Annotated in this window: 18 protein-coding genes, 1 rRNA gene and 1 other RNA gene; 1 reads left to right on the top strand and 19 read right to left on the bottom strand. The window is 47.0% G+C overall.

Annotation, left to right across the window (positions count from 1 at the left end; all coding sequences use genetic code 11):
- The 15 genes from OIU26_RS24935 to rpoE all read right to left on the bottom strand — a co-directional run.
- Positions 1 to 193 (bottom strand): 16S ribosomal RNA (locus tag OIU26_RS24935); the annotation flags it as partial.
- A gap of 408 nt (positions 194 to 601) precedes the next feature.
- Positions 602 to 877 carry a pro-sigmaK processing inhibitor BofA family protein gene (locus tag OIU26_RS24930; protein ID WP_013368787.1) on the bottom strand — a complete coding sequence of 92 codons (276 nt, stop codon included), beginning with the start codon at positions 875 to 877 and terminating at the stop codon, positions 602 to 604.
- On the bottom strand, positions 874 to 1,185 hold the full coding sequence (locus tag OIU26_RS24925; RefSeq protein WP_025676300.1) for a DUF2508 family protein: 312 nt from the start codon (positions 1,183 to 1,185) through the stop codon (positions 874 to 876). The genes OIU26_RS24930 and OIU26_RS24925 overlap by 4 nt, the downstream gene beginning before the upstream one ends.
- A gap of 212 nt (positions 1,186 to 1,397) precedes the next feature.
- Positions 1,398 to 1,997, bottom strand: a complete 600-nt coding sequence (gene recR, locus OIU26_RS24920; RefSeq protein WP_013368785.1) for a recombination mediator RecR — start codon at positions 1,995 to 1,997, stop codon at positions 1,398 to 1,400.
- Positions 1,998 to 2,023: 26 nt separating this feature from the next.
- Positions 2,024 to 2,335, bottom strand: a complete 312-nt coding sequence (locus tag OIU26_RS24915; protein WP_013368784.1) for a YbaB/EbfC family nucleoid-associated protein — start codon at positions 2,333 to 2,335, stop codon at positions 2,024 to 2,026.
- 40 nt (positions 2,336 to 2,375) lie between these two features.
- Positions 2,376 to 4,127: a DNA polymerase III subunit gamma/tau gene (gene dnaX, locus OIU26_RS24910; RefSeq protein WP_264218348.1), complete on the bottom strand. Its 1,752-nt coding sequence runs from the start codon at positions 4,125 to 4,127 to the stop codon at positions 2,376 to 2,378.
- A 155-nt stretch (positions 4,128 to 4,282) separates the two neighbouring features.
- Positions 4,283 to 4,549, bottom strand: an RNA gene (ffs, locus tag OIU26_RS24905) — signal recognition particle sRNA large type.
- A 111-nt stretch (positions 4,550 to 4,660) separates the two neighbouring features.
- Positions 4,661 to 4,858, bottom strand: coding sequence for a 50S ribosomal protein L31 (gene rpmE / locus OIU26_RS24900; protein ID WP_013368781.1), 198 nt, complete (start codon positions 4,856 to 4,858; stop codon positions 4,661 to 4,663).
- Between the two features lie 152 nt (positions 4,859 to 5,010).
- A complete protein-coding gene (locus OIU26_RS24895; protein ID WP_025676298.1) occupies positions 5,011 to 6,282 on the bottom strand; it encodes a radical SAM protein in 1,272 nt (423 codons plus the stop codon).
- 94 nt (positions 6,283 to 6,376) lie between these two features.
- Positions 6,377 to 7,714, bottom strand: coding sequence for a transcription termination factor Rho (rho, locus tag OIU26_RS24890; RefSeq protein ID WP_013368779.1), 1,338 nt, complete (start codon positions 7,712 to 7,714; stop codon positions 6,377 to 6,379).
- 263 nt (positions 7,715 to 7,977) lie between these two features.
- Positions 7,978 to 9,231 (bottom strand): UDP-N-acetylglucosamine 1-carboxyvinyltransferase, encoded by a 1,254-nt coding sequence (locus tag OIU26_RS24885; RefSeq protein WP_013368778.1) that lies wholly within the window; start codon positions 9,229 to 9,231, stop codon positions 7,978 to 7,980.
- 227 nt (positions 9,232 to 9,458) lie between these two features.
- Positions 9,459 to 10,313 (bottom strand): class II fructose-1,6-bisphosphate aldolase, encoded by an 855-nt coding sequence (gene fba / locus OIU26_RS24880; protein ID WP_013368776.1) that lies wholly within the window; start codon positions 10,311 to 10,313, stop codon positions 9,459 to 9,461.
- Between the two features lie 248 nt (positions 10,314 to 10,561).
- Positions 10,562 to 10,930 (bottom strand): response regulator, encoded by a 369-nt coding sequence (locus OIU26_RS24875; protein ID WP_014599366.1) that lies wholly within the window; start codon positions 10,928 to 10,930, stop codon positions 10,562 to 10,564.
- Positions 10,931 to 11,143: 213 nt separating this feature from the next.
- The gene (locus OIU26_RS24870) at positions 11,144 to 12,745 is read right to left on the bottom strand and encodes a CTP synthase (protein WP_013368772.1); all 1,602 of its coding nucleotides are present in this window, start codon (positions 12,743 to 12,745) and stop codon (positions 11,144 to 11,146) included.
- Between the two features lie 401 nt (positions 12,746 to 13,146).
- Complete coding sequence (rpoE, locus tag OIU26_RS24865) at positions 13,147 to 13,698, bottom strand: DNA-directed RNA polymerase subunit delta (protein ID WP_013368770.1); 552 nt, start codon at positions 13,696 to 13,698, stop codon at positions 13,147 to 13,149.
- A gap of 405 nt (positions 13,699 to 14,103) precedes the next feature.
- Here rpoE and OIU26_RS24860 point away from each other — a divergent pair, with 405 nt between their 5' ends.
- On the top strand, positions 14,104 to 15,264 hold the full coding sequence (locus OIU26_RS24860; RefSeq protein ID WP_013368769.1) for a S8 family peptidase: 1,161 nt from the start codon (positions 14,104 to 14,106) through the stop codon (positions 15,262 to 15,264).
- Positions 15,265 to 15,281: 17 nt separating this feature from the next.
- On the opposite strand, the gene OIU26_RS24855 is transcribed toward OIU26_RS24860, so the two are convergent.
- From OIU26_RS24855 to OIU26_RS24840, 4 genes are read right to left on the bottom strand one after another with little or no spacing between them, the layout of a single operon-like run.
- Positions 15,282 to 16,667, bottom strand: a complete 1,386-nt coding sequence (locus OIU26_RS24855; RefSeq protein ID WP_264218347.1) for an MBL fold metallo-hydrolase — start codon at positions 16,665 to 16,667, stop codon at positions 15,282 to 15,284.
- Complete coding sequence (locus tag OIU26_RS24850) at positions 16,664 to 18,334, bottom strand: ABC transporter permease (protein WP_264218346.1); 1,671 nt, start codon at positions 18,332 to 18,334, stop codon at positions 16,664 to 16,666. Before OIU26_RS24850 ends, OIU26_RS24855 begins: the two co-directional genes overlap by 4 nt.
- A 4-nt stretch (positions 18,335 to 18,338) precedes the next feature.
- Complete coding sequence (locus OIU26_RS24845) at positions 18,339 to 19,412, bottom strand: ABC transporter substrate-binding protein (protein ID WP_264218345.1); 1,074 nt, start codon at positions 19,410 to 19,412, stop codon at positions 18,339 to 18,341.
- Between the two features lie 19 nt (positions 19,413 to 19,431).
- Positions 19,432 to 20,430, bottom strand: coding sequence for an ABC transporter ATP-binding protein (locus OIU26_RS24840; protein ID WP_264218344.1), 999 nt, complete (start codon positions 20,428 to 20,430; stop codon positions 19,432 to 19,434).
- Between the last annotated feature and the right edge of the window lie 19 nt (positions 20,431 to 20,449).

Below are 20,449 nucleotides of genomic sequence, written 5' to 3'. Positions count from 1 at the left end.
GGAAAAGGATGTATCGGGTATTAGCTACCGTTTCCGGTAGTTATCCCTGTCTTGTGGGCAGGTTGCCTACGTGTTACTCACCCGTCCGCCGCTAGGTTATTTAGAAGCAAGCTTCTAAACAACCCCGCTCGACTTGCATGTATTAGGCACGCCGCCAGCGTTCGTCCTGAGCCAGGATCAAACTCTCCATTAAAGACCAACCGAAGCTGGTTATAGAAAGAGCGATTAGCTCATTTTGAAACTGACGAGATAAAATATCTCATTGTTTGATTTTGCGAACAAAATCAGTTTACTCACTCGTTGTTCAGTTTTCAAAGATCAAACCTTCATTATGCCTTACTTTGCTTCATCACCGCATCTCAGCGGCGACTTAATTAATATAACACACACTCGGGATTTAAGTCAACACTTTTTTAAATTATTTTTCAATTTCATTTAAGCATTGCTCACACAAAAAAATTCCCGGGCTTTAAAAGCCGAGAATTAGTGTATCACATTTTTGAATTCGTCGTCAACTATAATTCAAAAAATAAAACAATACCGCATCGGACTCACCAATACCCACTTTTTTTGGCACACTCTCCTTCCCTACAATAACGTTTCACACGGCCTGTCCGAACAATATTATTTTCAATCCCAGTAAAAGCGCAATGCCTGGCAAACCTAATATCGTTACTGCTCCCATCGTCACTGGGTTAATCGGAATGTACACCTGTGTAATCCATCCTGAATAATTGATAACATACAGTGCAATGGCTGCCAGAGCCATATGCGCGCCGAATACTACAAACCAACCGATCCCCAGATGTTTTTTGAGGATTAGATACATCAGTATTCCGGCACAAGCAATCAAGACAAGCCAGACTACCCCTCTCATTCCGCTCTCCGTTTGTGAACCCGGTCAGTATCATTGGCATACCCCGGTTCATCTGCTGGCAGGTGAAAACGATGTAACCCTTGTTGCTTTGCGCTTTTTAAATGTATTTGATATTTACGCTCTGCAGCTTCCAGGACAAAAATGGCGTAGTCGATTTCATCCTTACCCGTAGCTTCATGAAATAAACGATGCGCTCTTAACCATTCCGCATGCGAAGCTCGAATCTGAGCAAACAATTCCTGGCGATACTCTGCTTCTGATTTTCCATTCTCCTGACGACGGAAATTTTGTTTCATCCGTTCCCACATTCATTCATCCTCCTCACAAGCTGAATTATGTGTACAGTCTGCAAGACCACCTTATTCATACTTATTGAGTAGAGGACAAACTTAGAACTGGGAACGTCTATAAAGGCATCTATTACTGCAAATAAAAAAGGAGCCATAACGGCTCCCTAAGCGAGTCAAGGATGTCTCAAGGACATTTCAGACTCATAAATTATAACGTATAACTACACCTACTAATTAAGCTCTCTGCGGCCTTCTAGCGCTTTGGACAGGGTGACCTCGTCGGCATACTCCAAATCCCCGCCCACGGGCAAACCGTGAGCAATACGAGTAACCTTGATTTCAAAAGGACGCACTAGCCGCGAAATGTACATAGCCGTGGCCTCTCCCTCAATGTTCGGATTCGTAGCCAGGATCAACTCCTTGACACGTTCATCACTTAGCCTGGTCAGCAACTCCTTGAGTTTGATATCCTCAGGGCCAATTCCCTCCATCGGAGAGATTGCCCCGTGAAGTACATGGTACAAACCCTCAAACTCCTTGGTACGCTCCATAGCGACCAAATCCTTAGCATCCTGAACAACACAAATGACGGAAGCATCCCTCGTCTTATCCTGACAGATCCTACAAGGGTCCGTATCTGTAATGTTACCGCAGACTGAACAAAAGTGAAGATTGCGTTTTACATTGACCAGCGCTTTGGCAAAATCAATCACATCATCTTCCTTCATTTTCAGTACGTGAAAAGCCAACCGGGCAGCTGTTTTGGGGCCTACTCCCGGCAGGCGCGTAAAAGCATCAATCAGCTTTGCAATCGGCTCGGGATAATGCAATAGCGTGTTTCTCCTTTATGAGCAGACTAGAACAAGCCCGGAATTTTCATACCACCTGTAAATTTACCCATATCATCATTAGCCAGTTCATCCGCTTTGGACAAAGCATCATTGACTGCAGTGAGTACGAGATCTTGCAGCATTTCTACATCATCAGGATCTACAGCTTCCGGTTTGATTGTGATGGACAACACCTTTTTATGTCCACTTACCTCTACAGTTACCACACCGCCACCAGAAGAACCTTCGATTACTTTCCCACCAAGCTCCTCTTGGGCTTTCAGCATTTGTTCCTGCATTTTTTTCACTTGCTTCATCATTTGGTTCATATTGTTCATTTCAATCATCTCCTTTAATGAAGTATACATCTACATTTGATTATTCTTTAATGACTACCAGATCTTCCCCGAAAAGCTGAATCGCTTCATCAATCCAGGGCTCCTTGGACTTTCCCGGCGCATCATGCTCCGGCTCCAGTTGCAATTCTTCGGCAGGTTGGTCAGAAACTCCTTCAATCGCAGCATTCCAATCCTTTTGCATCATCGTTACCAAACGATAAGGATGCCCCAACTGCTCATGTAAAACCTTCTCGATGACCTGCTTATTGGCAAGTTTTTCGGTAGTTTCACGATGAATGTTGTTCTTAAACGCGACCAATACACTGTCCTCTAACACAGAAACCGGCTCACCATCCATAAACCAAGCATGAACCGTAACTTTCGCCTCTTTTACCCCTTGTAAAATCTGGCTCCACTTACGCCCCACCGCTGCGAATGCTTCGCTTGACTTCTCAGCAATATAGCGATCCAACTGAGAAGGGAGTTTGGCCGGCGCTGAAAGACGTGGAGCAGGGGCACGACCACCAGAAGCCTGACGGCCGCCTGACGGTGTCTCCTGACCCGCCCCAACAGCCAAACCACCTTGCATTGCACGTTCCAGCTTCTTTTCCAGCTCAGCAAGCTGGCGTTTTAACATGGCCACATCTTCCTGGCCAGCTGCAGCACCAGAGCGCTGTGCAGTCGGCTGAGCAGCAGTTCCCGCTTCCCCCGGAATGCTGCATAACTTCAATAGAGCTACCTCAAATAAAGTTTGGGGCTGAACCGCATATTTCATCTCGCCCTGATAACGATTAAGGGTGTCGATCATTGCAAAGAGCTGCTCCTTGGTAAAAGCATCCGCCACTTCCTTAAACTGCTCCGGATTCAGCACTCGCTCCGTCATTTTGGTCGCCTGCGGCACCATCTTGATCATTAGCAGATCTCGGAAATAGTACAGAAGATTCTCCATACACTTATCCGCACTTTTCCCTTCCTGCATAAAGTTCTCGATCAATTGGAGCACTGTGCCTACATCTTCTTTCAGTAATGCCAAGGCCAATTTACCGAATTGCTCGGATGCGATCCCGCCCGTCATATCCAACACCTGCTGATACGTAACCCGGCCATCAGTAAACGAGGATATCTGATCCAAAACACTAACCGCATCTCGCATCCCGCCATCTGAAAGACGTGCAATATATTGCAGTGCATCCAAATCAGCTTGGATGTTCTCCTGTTGGCATATCAGGTCAAGCCGCTCTGTCTGCTCCTCCAGCGATACTCGCCGGAAGTCAAAACGCTGGCAACGCGAAATAATTGTCGCGGGAATCCGATGCGGCTCTGTCGTAGCCAATATAAACATTACGTGTGGCGGCGGCTCTTCCAGCGTCTTGAGCAGCGCATTGAACGCTTCCGTCGTCAGCATGTGCACTTCATCAATGATATAAACCTTGTGCCGCACTTCTGTGGGCGCATATTTGACTTTATCGCGCAAATCACGAATCTCTTCAACACCCCGGTTAGAGGCTGCGTCAATCTCCTGTACATCCATGACCGCTCCGGCCGTGATCCGTTTACAGGCTTCGCATTCGTTGCAAGGTTCCGGCGCAGGTCCATGCTCACAGTTGATTGCCTTGGCCAAAATTTTGGCCGCACTGGTCTTACCCGTTCCTCGCGGACCACTGAACAGGTAGGCATGGGACGTGCGATTTTCGCGGATGGCATTCTGCAATGTCTGGATAATATGCTGTTGTCCTACCATGTCCTTGAAAGCCTGCGGCCGCCAAGCACGGTACAACGCTATATGTTCCAATGCGCGTTCCCTCTTTCCCATTCACTTTCATGACCATTTATGGTCACTTCATTATACTATACTCCCGTCCGAATCTAAACCAGACACATTTCAATTTATAAACACAAAAAAACATCTTCGCATAATTGCCAAGATGTTCTAATTACTAATATAAACCGTGCACCTGTTATTGATCGTTGTGATCCGAGCGGCAACCCTGAACAACAACTCGGGCTAGGCAACCCTCCGGCACAAGAGTGGGCTTGCTTATGGCTGCTTCCTTCCGGACCTGACCAGGTTCACAAGTACTCATTGCGGAGGACCCAACCGTCAACATTGTGCGCAGGGACCAGCCTCACATCAACAACACCTCTAACAGGAATTCAACCTCGCTATAGCGGATTGCGAGTTACAGGGCACCGCTACCTCCCCATCTAGCACGGTGAAAATAAGTATATCGCATGGTTGCACAAAATGCAAATAGCAAATAACGACAAAAAGAGCCTCCTGCAATTGCAGAAGGCTCTAATAACTTTATCTCTTGCGGCAACTTATTAAATACCGTATTTCTTCTTGAAACGATCCACACGTCCACCAGCATCAATAAACTTCTGCTTACCTGTGAAGAACGGATGGCAAGCGGAGCAAATCTCTACACGCAGAGATTCTTTTACAGAACCAGTTTCAAACGTATTCCCGCAAGCGCAAGTAACATTAGTTACGTTATACTTCGGTTGAATAGCCTGTTGCATTAACTTTCACCTCTTTCCGCCCTGAACGTCCTATCAGCCCAGAGTTGTATGAACACATGTTCAAATTATAGCACTTGAATATAAGTGTTTCAACATCTTTTTAGTACACAAAACAGTGTAAGATCAGTGTGTTTTAAATATCTTCCGACCGTTTAGGTTCTGGCAAATTTGGGACGTGCCAGCCCTTGCGGCGGCACATGAGTGTAAGAACCGATAACCACATCCGGCAGTTCCTCACGATAAATCTCAAGCATTTGCTTCATACCAAGTATCTCCCCTTGAGCCGGTGGAATCAATTCCAGATAGCTTTCAGGATCAATATTCAGATTACGCATTTGAATCAGCTTGAGCTTAGTGCGTTTGGCAAATTCAATCATTGCCTCAATTTCTTCCTCCCGGTCTGTTACACCCGGAAAAATCAAATAGTTGATGGACGTATACACTCCCTGCTCTGACGCATAACGGAGTGACTTTTCCACATTAGCAAGCGTGTATCCGCGCGGCTTGTAATACGCATTGTAATGGTCGTCCAATGCACTAATTGTACTTACTCGCATAAGATCAAGACCCGCATCCACAATTCCCCGGATATGATCATTCAGTCCCGCATTCGTGTTGATATTAATATACCCCATATCTGTAACGGAACGCACTTCTTTGATCGCATCAATAATCAGTTTGGCTTGAGTGGAGGGCTCACCTTCACAACCTTGCCCAAAACTGATGATAGACTCAGGTGTCTTCAAATGTTCCAACATAACTTCTACAATCTCTTCCACGCGGGGACGGAAGTTCATTCTTGTCTGCGGAGATACAAAACCACTGTCATCCGGCTGTTCAGATATACAGCCAAAGCAACCCGCATTACAAGAATAAGATACCGGAACTCCCCCTTCCCAGCGATTCAGGAACGTATTCGAAGAAGTAAGACATTCGTACCCCAGCGCACAGTTAGACAAATGCTGGTACAGCCTATTTTCGGGATACTGTTCTGTCATTCGCTGAACTCCCAATTTAACTTGATTGCGGTCGCAGTTTTCGGGATTCCATTTGGAAGGACTGTCACTCTGCTCTGCCGTTACATAAAATGCTCCATCTTTCCAGACAACGGCCGAATAACCGAACAAGGGGAGTTTATACTCCTTATCCGTCTTCACATATCCCGGCAGACACAGGCGTGTAAAACCTTGCGGTAACAAAGCCCCTACTGCCTGCATATCTCCCGGAAGAGAGACCATTTCCCCTGTTTCAGGGTTCATACCGACCGGGCGGGTGCTGGGCAGGCTTACCAGTGTGGCTCCTTCCGGCAACGGAATAAGCTCATCCTCCATGATTTCAACAATCATGTCTGCACTACGGGCAAGCCCATACAAAGAAGCATGATCATATACATTGCCTTTTTCGTCGGCATACACCAAATACATTATGGAGCTCCTTTCGTTCCATTAAGCGCACCATTAACCAAAAGAATGGCAATGGCTGTCTACTTACAGAACAGATAAAATACATGGATTGGGTTTAATTGGTTGTGGCGGGAACCGACGCTGTGGTAGAACGCGTAGTTCTTCGTTGTTGACCACCAGAGCTACCTTGCGAACCGCTGGAAGAAGGTGCTGTCAAATCAAACGAAGCTAAAAACTCAGCGTTAGTTTTGCTGTTACGCAGCTTTTTGAGGAAGCCTTCCACAAAGTCATGGCTTTCCGTCATATTTTTACGAATAGCCCAGATCGTATCTAATTCTTCCTTTTTCAACAGTACTTCCTCACGACGTGTACCGGAACGCCGAATATCAATCGCAGGAAAGATACGACGTTCTGCCAGTTTGCGGTCCAAATGCAGCTCCATGTTACCTGTGCCTTTGAACTCTTCATAAATGATATCGTCCATACGAGATCCTGTATCAATCAGCGCTGTGGCAAGAATCGTCAAGCTACCGCCTTCCTCCACATTCCGAGCTGCACCAAAAAAGCGTTTTGGACGGTGAAATGCTGCCGGATCAATACCCCCACTCAAAGTACGACCAGAAGGAGGGATAACGAGATTGTACGCACGAGCCAACCGTGTAATACTATCCAACAGGATGACAACATCCTTTTTATGTTCTACGAGACGCAGTGCACGCTCCAACACCAGTTCTGCCACTTTAATGTGATTTTCAGGAAGTTCATCAAATGTAGAGGCCACAACTTCACCTTTGACAGAACGCTGCATGTCCGTCACTTCTTCAGGGCGTTCATCAATCAACAAGACAAATAGCTCAATCTCGGGATTGTTGGTAGAAATGCTATTGGCAATTTCTTTGAGGAGAAGCGTCTTCCCAGCTTTGGGAGGTGCCACAATAAGTCCGCGCTGTCCAAGTCCGACAGGGGCCAGTACATCCATAATTCTCGTAGACAAATGGTTGGGGGAAGTTTCAAGGACTAATTTGGTTTGCGGATACAGTGGAGTCAGTGCAGGAAAATGTAGCCGCTCAGCAGCTTGCTCAGGACTTCTTCCATTGACGGCGTTAACTTGAAGCAATCCAAAATACCGTTCATTTTCTTTTGGCGTTCGGCACTTACCGGAAACAAGATCGCCTGTTCTCAAGTCAAACTTGCGGATTTGTGAAGCAGAGATGTAAATATCTTCGGTACTCGGGAGATAATTGATCGGCCTCAGAAAGCCGTAACCTTCAGGAAGTATTTCCAGAACACCCTGCATAAACATTAATCCACTCTTCTCAGCTTGTGCGCGCAGGATGGCGAAAATCAATTCTTTCTTCTTGAGCGTTCCGTAGTACGGGATCTGGTATTGCTTGGCCAGCTTGTACAGGTCGGTCAGCTTCATTTCTTCCAGATCGGAAATTTGCAGATCCATATAATAACCACCTATTCAATTATTAAGTCCATTCATACATCTAAATGATAGACAATGATATCATAAACACCATCAACATAATTTTAACCAAAACAAATAAAGTTATGCAGCCAACTGCCTGGATTATACCGAATTATTCCGGTTTTTTGATAAAAGATTGTTAGGTATGAACCAAATCTTATATCAAGCAGCGGCTGCATAGGTGTTACCTGTTTTATCGCTTTGGTTACGACGAGTTCATACAAAGGACAGACATGGTTTAATTACTCAGTCTGCCGCCATACATCTGCGCCCAGAAGGCGCAGGTTGGAGACGAGGTGATCATAACCACGGTCAATATACTCGACACCTGCCACCTCAGTTACCCCTTCGCTTACTGTAAGCCCAGCAATGACAAGGGCCGCTCCAGCGCGCAGATCTGCAGCCTTCACTTTAGCCGCATTCAGTTGACCACCCTCAATAATGGCAGACCGACCCTCTACGCGAATTTTAGCCCCCATTCGCACCAGTTCAGGGACGTGCTTAAAACGATTGCTGTACACAAAATCGCTCAACACACTGACACCCTGAGCCTGGGTTAGCAAGCTGGTCATGGGAGATTGTAAATCCGTGGGGAAGCCAGGGTATACCAAGGCTTTAACGTCGACATGCCCATAGGAAGGTGCACCCAGTACGCGAATACTTTCATCATATTCCTCGATGCCGATGCCCATTTCCTGCATTTTGGCAGTGAGAGCCTCCATATGTTTGGGGATTACATTGTCAATCAATACATTTCCACGGGTTGCCGCAGCAGCAATCATATATGTGCCTGCTTGTATACGGTCAGGTATGATGGAATGACGGCAGCCATGCAGCTCCGACACACCTTCAATACGAATCGTCTCCGTTCCAGCGCCTTTAATAATCGCCCCCATGGAGTTTAACAGAGTTGCTACATCTATAATCTCAGGCTCTTTAGCCGCATTTTCGATAGTTGTGGCGCCTTTGGCACGTGCGGCCGCCAGCATAATATTAATGGTTGCCCCTACGCTGCTGACATCCAAATAAATCTTGGTGCCGCGCAGTTCTTTGGCGTGCAAATGAATAGCGCCGTGCTCGTTCGTAACCGTGGCACCCAGCGCCTCAAAACCTTTGATATGCTGATCAATGGGCCGGGGTTCAAAATTACATCCTCCTGGCAAACCGATGATCGCTTCCTTGAATCTGCCCAGCATGGCCCCCATCATATAATAAGAGGCTCGTAATTTCTTAACAGGTCCATTCGGCATAGGAATGGATTTAATGGAGGAAGGGTCTATCTTCATCTGGCTACCTTCCCAGGCAACCTTTGCGCCAAGTTCCTCCAATATCTCGGAATACACCGCCACATCACTGAGCAGCGGCAAATTATCCAAAATGACTTCCGACTCTGCCAGAATGGCTGCGGGAATCAAGGCGATGGCACTGTTTTTGGCACCGCTGATGGAAACTGTACCCTGAAGCGGCCGTCCACCGGTGATCATCAATTTTTCCATAAGCTTGAGGGTCCCCCTACGTGTTTTGCAGTCGGTCAAACAATGAACTGAAACCATAAACTTTCAACTTTTTAAGTGGTTAAAATGGAAAGACACCGGCTAAGCGGTGTGCTTTCCATGCCAAACTATTCAACTGTACAGATTTAAATGTTTTGTGCAGCATAAATACAGCTACAATGAAAAAAATGCATTCAGTCTATGCAGTCGCATGACTAGTTGGAACATTATTAGGCTTTGTTGTTGGAACCGAACTCACGGATTTTACCGATAACGGTTTGTTTGATCGCTTCACGACCTGGTTGGATGAATGTACGTGGATCGTAAGCATCTGGTTTTGCAGCAAGTACTTCACGAACCACTTTCGCAAATGCGATTTGGTTTTCAGTGTTTACGTTGATTTTGGAAGTACCCAGGGAAATGGATTTTTGAATGTCATGTGTAGGGATACCTGTTCCGCCATGAAGAACGAGTGGCAGTTTCACAGCATTGCGAATTTCTTCCATTTCTTTAAAGCCCAGGTTTGGCTCACCTTTGTATGGTCCATGAACAGAACCCAGTGCAGGAGCCAGTGTGTCGATGCCTGTTTCTTTAACGATACGTACACAATCGTCCAGCTTAGCGTACATTACGTCACCTACAACATCATCTTCTTGACCGCCAACCATTCCAACTTCAGCTTCAACGGAAACGCCTTTGGAATGTGCATATTCAACAACTTTCTTCGTTGTTTCGATATTTTTCTCGATTGGGCTGTGGGAATCGTCAATCATAACGGATGTGAAACCAGCGTCGATCGCTTCTTTACATTTGTCAAAGCTAGAACCGTGGTCCAAGTGAATTGCAACTGGAACCGTAATTTTCATGTCATGAATAAGACCTTCTACCATTTTAACAACAGTGTAGAATCCGCCCATGTGACGTGCTGCGCCTTCAGAAACACCCAAGATTACTGGGGATTTTTCTTCTTCAGCAGCGCCCAAGATAGCTTGAGTCCACTCTAGGTTATTAATATTGAATTGACCTACTGCATACTTTCCTTCGAGTGCTTTGTTCAACATGTCTTTCATAGATACCAATGGCATGGTTACAGTCCTCCTAAAGGTGTTTGGGTTTGTCTATATTTTTAGCCGACATCACATACGGGCTTATTATACCACAACCCATGTTAAATACTAAACAAGCTTTTGCATATCAACACATACAAAAATCACGCCCAGGACGCCGTTTTTCCATAGAATTGTATAAGGAGAGGATTTACTTTCAGTATTTCCCATAATCACAAACAAAAAACCCTGTTTTGTTAACAGAGTTCTCAACCAAAATGACTTACCTAGTCACCTCTGAGTTGTTTGTTCACGGCGATCCGCATTTCATCAATATCAAAGGGCTTGGTAAAATGCATAAGTGCACCTAGCTCCGTCGCCTCTTTAATCATGTCCAGTTCTCCATACGCTGTCATCATAATAACCTTGATATCGGGATTCATGCTTTTTAGGTGCTTCAGAATTTCGAGTCCGTCCATACCTGGAATTTTCATATCGAGCAGAACCAGATCAGGTGGTTCCTTCTCAACAATCTCAAGAGCAATTTTCCCGTTCGCTGCCTGAAAGGTCTCATAACCCTCACTTCCGAACACTTCCATCAGTAAAATCCGTATTCCATTCTGGTCATCGACGATTAATACTTTTTTCTTTTCCAATGTTTTAACCTCCTAAGATCTTAAAACGAGGATCATGCAGCTATTGCCATAACAGCGTCCGATGACGTACAATATCCGTCCCATACCTAAAACTATATTCGCTCCTGCAAAAAGAAAATCCTTCTCATATACATAATTGTGGAATATTCTTTCATAATCAGGAAGCATGGGATAAAAAAAGACCTCCCAAAGGAGGTCTTTCAAGCTGAAGCATTAACCTTGAAGCTGCAATGCCGCCTTTACAAATTCACGGAACAAAGGCTGTGGACGATTCGGACGGGAAGTAAATTCTGGATGGAATTGTACCGCCAGGAACCATGGATGCTCAGGAAGCTCCACAATTTCCACCAAACGTCCATCCGGTGAAGTACCAGAAATACGAAGGCCTGCTTTTTCAATAACTTCACGATATTCGTTATTGAATTCGTACCGATGACGATGTCTCTCGTATACCAGCTCGTCGTTGTAGCAAGCCGATGCCAGGGAACCTTCCACCAGTTTACATGGATACAAGCCAAGACGCATGGTACCGCCCAAATCTTCGATGTCTTTTTGGTCAGGAAGCAAGTCAATGACAGGATAATCGGTAGCCGGGTTAATTTCCGAGCTGTTGGCTCCTTCGAGACCGGCCAGGGAACGAGCAACCTCTATAACAGATACCTGCATACCCAGGCAAATACCGAAAAACGGAATTTTTTGCTCCCGTGCATAACGAATGGTGCTGATTTTACCTTCAATTCCGCGATCGCCGAAGCCACCCGGTACGAGAATACCGCCAATGCCGCCCAGCATGTCAGCTACGTTCTCGTCCGTTACTTCTTCAGCGTTCACCCAACGGATTTTCACGTCCGCATTTGCATCAAATCCAGCGTGGGAAAGTGACTCCACAACACTTAAGTACGCATCATGTAACGCAACATATTTACCAACAATAGCAATTTCAACCGTTTTGTCCAACTTGCTGATTCGATCAACTAACCCTTCCCATTCGGTCATATCTGGTGCAGGTGTTGTCAGCTTCAGGTGGTTAACTACGATTTCGTCCAAACCTTCTTCACGCAGGTTCAACGGAACCTCGTAGAGAGTCGAAGCATCGCGGCATTCTACCACTGCATTCGCATCAATATCGCAGAACAATGCAATTTTAGCCTTCATGTCGGAGGACAATTCATGCTCTGTACGGCAAACAATAACATTCGGTTGAATGCCGATACTGCGCAGTTCTTTTACACTGTGCTGAGTTGGTTTTGTTTTAACCTCACCAGCAGCTTTAATATAAGGAATGAGCGTTACGTGAATGTACATCACATTCTCGCGCCCAACTTCACTTTTGAGCTGACGAATGGCTTCCAAAAATGGCAAGCTTTCAATATCGCCTACAGTACCGCCGATTTCCGTAATAATGACATCCGAACCCGCTTCACGGCCTGCACGGTACACGCGCTCCTTGATTTCGTTCGTAATATGAGGGATAACCTGTACTGTACCACCCAAATATTCTCCGCGACGCTCTTTGCTGATCACGCTGGAATATACCTTGCCTGTTGTGACATTGCTGTTCTTGGACAGATTAATATCAATAAAGCGCTCATAGTGTCCCAAGTCAAGATCCGTTTCCGCACCATCATCCGTTACAAACACTTCACCGTGCTGGTAAGGGCTCATAGTACCCGGATCGACATTCAGGTAAGGATCAAATTTTTGAATCGTTACCTTCAGTCCCCTGTTCTTCAAAAGCCTCCCCAGTGAAGCTGCCGTAATCCCTTTGCCCAAGGAAGACACAACCCCGCCTGTCACAAAAATATACTTCGTCACTGTTCAAAACCCTCCTAGATAAGATGCAAAAATTCAGGCGACATTATGATGTTATCGTAACCCGTTTGCACGGATTATCATCCATGAAGAAGGCAGCGGTTATATTTTCCAATCCGCCGCCCTTAGCCCTCTTTCATGAGTGAAAACACCCCTATAAAAAACAAAAAAGCACTCCCGTAGTACGGGGCACTTTTATACAAAAAGCAAACATATAAGTGAATCAATCATAAGCCCAAGCAATAGTTTACCCCGTGTCCAATCCGCTGTCAAGGAAGTTATCTGTGTTAATTTGTCCATTGAACCAGATTGGAATAAATCTATCTGAAAGCTATAAATCAGCAGGGGTTTCAAGAAAACGGTCATGAAAAAGGGGAGAGCGTATCTCCCCTTTCAACCTGTTCCTAACGAAGTGAATCGTCGTCGTCTTCGATCGACTCATCATCATTTTCATCATCTGTATCTTCCTCATCACTGAGGTCTTCATCGTCAATAACTACGTCATCGTCACTATCATCGTCATCTTCTCCGTCGAACAGCTCGTCTTCGCCATCCTCGTCTTCGCTATCTGCATCGAAGTCGTCATCGGAGTTGTATGTTTCTTCTTCCTCATGATAGTCATCTTCATCGTCATCGTCTTCATCGTTAATAATACGAGGACGCTTGGCGCCTGTCAGGGCATCTTCGGATTTATCTACCGGATACCAACGTTTCAAGCCCCACAAATTCGTACCGACACAGGCAAAACGCCCGTCAATGTTGATTTCAGTATATAGCTGAGCAATAACGTCATTAATTTCTTCGTCAGACAAGCCGCGCAATTTGGCGACTTCATTCATCAGGTCACGGTAATAATATGGAGTATTGGCTGCTTTCAATACCATAAATGCCAAATCCACCATTGGAGTCTCGTGGACTTTCTCCGGGTCAATCTTCAAGTTGAGTGGTGTACTCACCTAGGGACACTTCCTCTCACACGTAATTCACAAGAACATGTTTCAGAGCATACACGATACATGCAATACTAACATATCCATTATCAAAACTAAGTAAAACCTATTTGGAAGCAAATTGCAAGTTAAACATGGGTATCGTCATAATTTCCAAGAATATCCCTCTGCACAAGACGGCACACGTAAAAAGACGGGGTTCCCCCCGCCTCCGACTGTACCCGCTCCGGGAGAGGCCTCCCAAAGTTGTTGCACAAGAGCTTATGCCCTCCATGTATCGTATGTGTCCACAGCTACTTTGACACGACAAGCAGGCCTATTTCCATAAAAAAGGGGCAAGTTTCCCATGCCGTAGCTGACGCTTGCTCATACAATACCTCAGCATGGCTCATCGGAGGGGGACCGTCTCAAATGGACTATCCGGATTTTTTGCAGCGTTTGCATGAGGGTATTTCGGAGCCGTCCGGCAGTGGACGGAACAAACAGATTATCACATTCGATAAGCCTCACCAATACCGGGAATGTCTGTCCTATCTCAGGAAGCTGAAACCTGAGCTTGTGGGATTACGGCAAGTACAACCGGCTAGGCTAATCCGTGCTCTCATCGCTCCGCTTTCAGGGGGAGACAGGCTGGGCAAATATCACCACGGTGTTACCGTTGAAGAAGATACCCGCATAAAGGTTCACGCAGAAACGGCTTATATGCCGAAAGCAGAGAAAAACCTTTCCATGCCATGGGGAGTTAAACAGGTACGTGCATACAAGGCTTGGCCTTCCTCGACAGGGAATCGGGTCAGGATCGGTGTGATCGACACAGGAGCGGATTTTCATCATCCTGATCTTCGCCATTCCCTCGCCAGAGGTATCAATTTGTTGAACCGGACCATGCTACCCTATGACGACAATGGCCACGGTACTCATATTGCTGGAACCATCGCGGCATCTAATTATGATGAAGGTATGGTTGGCGTAGCACCACGGGCTTTAATTCATCCCGTAAAAGCATTTGATCATAACGGAGCCGCCTATGTCTCTGACATCATTCTCGGTATCGACTGGTGTGTATTAAATCGTGTCGATATTATTAATATGAGCTTTGGCATGAAGTCGCGCAGCAAGGCACTACTTGATATGGTGAATAAAGCATATCATAACGGCATTGTAATCGTAGCTTCCTCGGGAAATGAGGGCAAGCGTCGAAGTATTGACTATCCAGCCCGCTATTCCCAGACGATTTCAGTCGGAGCTACCGACAAATACAGACGTATCGCTCCTTTCAGCAATCGGGGGCAATTCGTAGACGTGTATGCACCTGGTGAGAAGATCAGATCCTCCTGGATTCATGGAAAGCATCATGAAATGAGCGGCACCTCTATGGCTACTTCCCATGTGACCGGGAGCATCGCACTTCTCCTTTCACTGAAACCGGAGCTGGAGCCTGGAGAAATTAAAGCACTGCTTAAACGCACCGCCACACCGCTACGCCTTCGTAAAAGCGCCGGACGCAGTTCCATCTCCACCAAGCTTGGAGAAGTGGATGCCTTCCGATTGATGCAGGAGGGCACAAAGTGAACCACGATCTGATGATACTAAACCTCTATTGTTGAACCTGGCTCCACAGAATGAACTTCTCTGGCAGGACCTCCATGTGCATTATTTTCTTCTCTTATCAACACATCTCGTACAAGGTCGGTCTGCGGTTTTGGTGCATGAACGAGTACAGCCTGTTTGCTAGGCAGATCCTTCAACATTTGCCTCACATCCGATAATCCCTGATGCACCTTGTAAGTCAAATGCCGAGCTATACAGATGTCATTGGAGTCCGCACGTTCCAACAGATGCTTTCCAAAAGAACCATTGGAAGCATGACCGGTCAATATCACACTGTTCCTAATGTTTTCTCCGCTGTCCATATCATTCAGCATATGGCGGTTATCCGACAGATATTGATAATACCAACGTGCCTGCGGGGAATCCATCATGCCGTCCCTTGTTACAATAATAGTGGCCGTGTTCCGTTCTAGCAGACTTATTCGTTCCGCAGCATCACGAGGCACGAACACCCTGTCACTGTTTAACACATGTTTTATTCGCGTGGAAGCTCCCGGCCGTAGCCACTCTCTCCAGCGATTTAACTGTTTCAATCCGTGCCACAGGTCAGGCTCTACAATTATTGCTTGTTCAGGGAATTGCTCACTGGCCCATACGATCAACTCCTGTCCTCTGCCAAAGGCAGGCACTGGCAACAACACATGACCGCCAGACCATAATATCTGCTCCATCTCGACCCTCAGCCGCTCCAGCTTAACAGGCTGCGGGTCTATATCCATGCCATAGGCATTGTCCATGATAGATATGTCCACTAGATAGGACTGTGGCTTGCATTCAGGAAGGTCATCTATCCCCTCCCCCATACACAAGTCCGGTGCATCGGCAGCAAGCAGCTCAGACTCACGGCTATAGTCTCCAGAAAAGAACAACCGCTTCCCTTCCATTTCTATGATATACCACACTGCACCAGCCAAATGTCCACTGCGTCCCCACATCATTCTCACACCCGGACAAGCTTCACACCACACTCCTGAAGGCGCTTCGTCTTCTAGATAGCGATAGGTAATGGATTGGATATCCTGTACACTGTAAGGCAATTCACCACCTCTCGATTCAACATAAGTCTGCCAGGAGCGAAAATAGGAGCCCAGCTGCTCAGCGGTGGCCTTGGTCGTCCAGACCTCTCCCCGGTATCCATACTTGTACAGTAAGGGGAGCGCCATGGAATGATCCTCATGTGCATGGGACAGCAAAACAGTAGTTAGCTCCTTCACCTTCTGTGGCGGAAAAATCGGATATTGCCCGATTCCTTCCTTTTTTACGCCACAATCCAGCATGATATGATGCTGCTTTCCTTCAAAAACATAACAGGAGCGGCCATGTTCGCCCGCTCCGCCCCAAATCCTAAGCTTGGTCATCATCATTTCCACTTTCTTCGCGAGTTTAAGCTTTCCATTAAGATTAGTAGCAGTGTGGTCAATCCAACCGATATAACAGCCATCGCCATGCCAAGCGACACCTGTCCCTGCTCAAACTGGGCAAATATATAGGTTGCAGACGTTTGGACGGATGGCGGTAAAATCAGCAATGATCCTACCAGCTCCCGTGAAGCAATGGTAAAGATCATCATCCAACCAGCGAGCATCCCCGGTACAATCAGCGGCAATACAATCCGGCGGAATATGTAAGACGGTCGCCCGCCAAATACTTGTCCCGCCTGAAAAAGAGTATGATCCACCTGTGTAAAAGCGCTTTTGACATACTGAACTGTATAAGGGACAAACAAAATTACATATGTCAGAATAACCATGCCGTATGTGTTATACAACGGAATCGGCATCCACGGCGAGTTCCACCACAAAATCAGACCCACCACCATAACAATTCCCGGCACTGTATTCGGAAGCAAGCTGAATGCATCAACTGTCTGTTGGATTTTCGTGCGTGAGCCACCGATAACCAGCGCAAACCAGGTCCCCAGCACCACAGCAATCGTCGATGCACCCAAAGAGAGAAATACACTATTCAGTAGCGCTTCCATGCTTTCTGAGCCCCACGACAGCAGTTCCTTGTAATAATCGAGTGTAAGGTTGTCCCATGCCAATCCGATTCCCCGCAGCTTCATGGAGGAGGCCGCGATAATTGAAAAGTAAGGGATACCAATAGCTGCGATGAGCAGCAATAGGATGAATGTGACACTCAGTGCTGTAGTCCAGCTGGATACACGAAGACGAGAAGGTCGCGAACCTTTACCCCCTACCAGTCTGTACGTGAACTTTCGATTGATCACCGATTGCACATACCACATAAGCAGGCAGGCCGTTAACAACACCGAAGCCATTGATATTGCTTTGCCAAAATCAATGGGCCAGCTGGAAATATATTTGTGAATTTCAGAAGTCATGACCTCATACCCGATACGTCGCCCAAAGGTAGCGGGTGTGCCAAACTCAGCAATCGTTTTAACGAAAATGAGCAGCGCACCCATTCCGTATGCCGATAACAGCAACGGTAAAATGATTCGACGGAACCTGTACAGAAATCCCCCGCCCATGACCGCACCTGCCTCTTCCAGACTCCCGCCAATCCTCACCAGCGCCCCGCGCAGCAGCAGGTACAGGAATGGAAACAGATGCAGGCTCATGATCATCACCATGCCACCAAAGCTGAAGAAGGAAGCCGTTAAGAAATGCAGGTCCGGGAACAACTGTTCCAGATACCCGTTTTTTTGCATAAACAGAATCCATCCCATGGACCCGATATAGGGCGGAGTCATAAACGGAATCAGCAGCACGACATCCAACCAGCGCCAGTGTGCAAGTCGGGTGTTGGACATGATCCAGGCTAGCGGAAGTGCAAGGGCAGTCGTTCCTGCAATTACGCAGATGCCTAGCCAAATTGAGCTGAATAGCACTCCTGCAAATTGAGAAGCAGCTAACGTTCGAAAAGGCGCTGCCCATTGAAATTTTCCTTCAACATACACACTTTGGATGAAGATTTGCAGCAATGGCAGCAAAATTAGGAAAAGAAGCGCGATCAGAGCAAGTATCAGGGACCATCCCCTGATGTGTTTAACAGACAAACCTCCCATCGGCTTATTTGAACATTTGCGTGAACTTTTCCGTCACGTCTGATCCGTGCTCACCCATCCATTCCCAATTGGTTTTCAGCAACGGGATCTCGTCCAGGTTGGCACGCTTGTCAGCTTTGATATCCGTGCGTCCAGGGAGTAGGGAAGCATCTGCTACTAGTTTTTGTGCCTCGTCCGACAACAGATAGTCAATGAACGCTTTGGCATTTTGTTCATGCTGTGTGGACTTGAGGATTGCGGCAGGACGCGGACTAATAACCGTTCCCTCTGTCGGATAAACGATGTCAATCGGCTCACCTTTGGCTTTAGCCTTGTAGGTCATGTAATCGACCGCAGCGACGACTGCACCTTTAGCCCCCGTAATCACTGGATCTAGCGCTTCCTGATTGGCACCGGCCATGGCCACACCGTTTGCCTTGTACTGCTCAAACAACGTCCAGCCTCCATCGCCCTTGGCGCTCAGATAGCCTGTCATAAAATCCAACGCTGAGCCAGACAGCGATGGATCGGGAATGTTAACCTGATCCTTGTACTCAGGCTTCGCCAAATCGGCCCATGAAGTAGGTGGTGTCTTCACTAACTTCGTGTTATATGCAATGCCTAGAGCAGAAGCACTAGTACTGAAATAGTTACCCTCCTTATCGGACCAGTCTGGGTTTAGCTTGTCGGCATTTTTGGCATCTGGATAGGGGAGCGTGAGTCCTTCCTTTTTCAAGCCTTGCACAGACGGAAGCGATGCTAGCACAACCACGTCCGCTACCGGATTCGTTTTCTCCGCTTCCATGCGGGCTAAAATCTTACCTGTCGTTCCTTGGAATAACTCTACCTTAACTCCACTCTGCGCCTCATACCCCGCTACCAGCTTTTTCGCCAGTCCATCCGGGCCTGCGCTGTAAACAACCAGCTTCTGATCGGTGGACGCCGCTGCTCCCGCTGGTTTTGCTGTTCCATCTGCTTGTGCCCCATCCTTCGATGTCGTAGCCGTTCCGCAGCCTGCCACAGCCAGTCCAAAAGTCAATGTTAAAGCAAGCATAGCCCCTTTTTTCCATCCTGTACGAAAAACACGCCTATTCATCATCTTATATAACCCCTTTTCCCTATGTTTCAAGTTGGTGGATGTATTGCGGTGATACCCAAATATGCATTTGTTCGCCTATGGGCAAGCGGGTGGAGTGATACGCAGTCCATTGCTCACCGTTTTCGGCTAGTAGACGGATTTCATAGCGATCGCCAACATAGCTGACATGCAGGATCTCTACTGTAAAAGTGTGCTGATCCGCTTGCTCCTGTTCCCATCGGACATGTTCAGGTCGAAAAAGTATCCGTTCCAACTCGATCCAGTTGGATTTACCGATAAACCTTGCCACCTCTGAATGAGCTGGGCGACTATAGATCACCTCTGGTGTTCCGGTCTGCAAAATATGTCCACTTTTCATAACCACCACTTCATCAGACATGGACATGGCCTCGATCTGATCATGGGTGACGTATAGGGCGGTTAGCCCCAAATCGCGCACAAGCGATATCATCTCAATGCGCATCTCCTCCCGTAGTACGGCATCCAGTGCACTAAGCGGCTCGTCGAACAAAACCAGTCGAGGCCGGATAGCAACTGCTCTTGCAAAAGCAACCCGCTGCTGCTGGCCACCGGATAGTTGATGAGGGTAACGATCCTCCAGCCCTGACAACCTCACCTTATCGAGCGCCTCCAGCACCACTGCCCGCAGTTCCTTGCCTTGAGCGCTAACAGCCCTTTTCCCCCGTTTGATCGCTCGCAAGCCGAAGGCCACATTTTCAAACACCGTCATATGCGGCCACAGCGCGAAATCTTGAAAGACCATACCAAAGTGGCGGAGATGTGTGGGAACATCCTTTTTGCGTTCAGCTGAAAAGAGAATTTCCTCTCCCATCGTGATTGTGCCGATATCCGGTGTCTCCAGACCAGCAATCAAGCGCAAGAGGGTCGTCTTCCCACAGCCGGACGGTCCGAGCAATGTGGTGAATTTACCCTGCCGTACGACTAGATTCGTCTCATGCAACGCGGTGGTTTGGCTGAAGGTTTTACTTACTCCGCGAATATATAGATCCTGATTCATCACATTACCTGCCTGTTCT

It is taken from the genome of Paenibacillus sp. BT-177 (assembly GCF_025846815.2).
Classification (GTDB): Bacteria; Bacillota; Bacilli; order Paenibacillales; family Paenibacillaceae; genus Paenibacillus; species Paenibacillus polymyxa_C.
The sequence above is the reverse complement of the archived record's forward strand: the minus strand, read 5'-3'. Positions and strand labels throughout refer to the sequence as shown.